This window comes from Rhodococcus jostii NBRC 16295, from assembly GCF_001894825.1.
In the GTDB taxonomy this organism is placed as follows: domain Bacteria; phylum Actinomycetota; class Actinomycetes; order Mycobacteriales; family Mycobacteriaceae; genus Rhodococcus_F; species Rhodococcus_F jostii.
This window is the reverse complement of the sequence record NZ_BCWY01000258.1, coordinates 1-815: the sequence shown is the minus strand read 5'-3', so window position 1 is coordinate 815 and position 815 is coordinate 1. Positions and strand designations below refer to the sequence as shown.

Below are 815 nucleotides of genomic sequence, written 5' to 3'. Positions count from 1 at the left end.
GCCGGCCGGGAGGTGCGTCGCGGTCGATCATGCGCAGATCACACGGATTCTCGGGTCGGTTGACGACCCGCTGCACGAGGGTGTGCGAGCCGCGAATGACGCCGCGCAGGTGCTGCTTCGGGGACGTCGCAGGTCCGGCGCGTTCGCGCTCTACGATCTCGCGCACGGGTGGGGTTCCACCGAGGAAGGCGGGATCGTGCCGATCCCACTGGACGAGCGCACGGTGGGATACGTGATTGTGCAGGAATTGATGATCGCAGCCAACGAGGCGATCGCCATGTGGTGCGTGCAGGAGGATCTTCCGGTCCTGTTCCGCAATCACCGCAGCGCGGTGACCGCGGGCAGCACGGAGGACCTCGCGGCGGAGGTTGCGGTGGCGATGACGGACCCGGTGCTGTTCGAGAAGCTGCGTTCGCGTCTGCAATCGTCGTATCGTGCTGCCACGTACGCCCCGACGGTGCACGGCCATCACGGGCTTCGGTTGGCGGCGTACACGCACGCGACGTCGCCGCTGCGCAGGGTGTCGGACCTGATCACCCAACGGGTGATCTTCGCCCACCTCGACGGCGGGCCTGCCCCGTACACCACAGAGCAACTCGGCAACCTCGCCGCTGATATCAACCGGCGTATCGCCGCGGACCGGGACGAGAAGGCAGCGCACTTCAAGGCCCGCGACCGGAGGGTGACCGCGCAGGTCGTCGCCGCCGGCGAACTCGAGGGTCTCGACTCGAAACGGTGGGCGAAGGTGCTGGCGGCCGCGGCGGCACGTGACCCGATCGGTGAGGTGGTCAGCGAGCTGCACCGCCGAGTGCGGG

Annotated in this window: 1 protein-coding gene; it reads left to right on the top strand. The window is 68.5% G+C overall.

Going from position 1 to position 815, the window contains the following annotated elements:
- Positions 1 to 815 (top strand): RNB domain-containing ribonuclease (locus RJ1_RS45080; protein WP_143169624.1); only part of this gene is annotated, 815 nt, incomplete at both ends.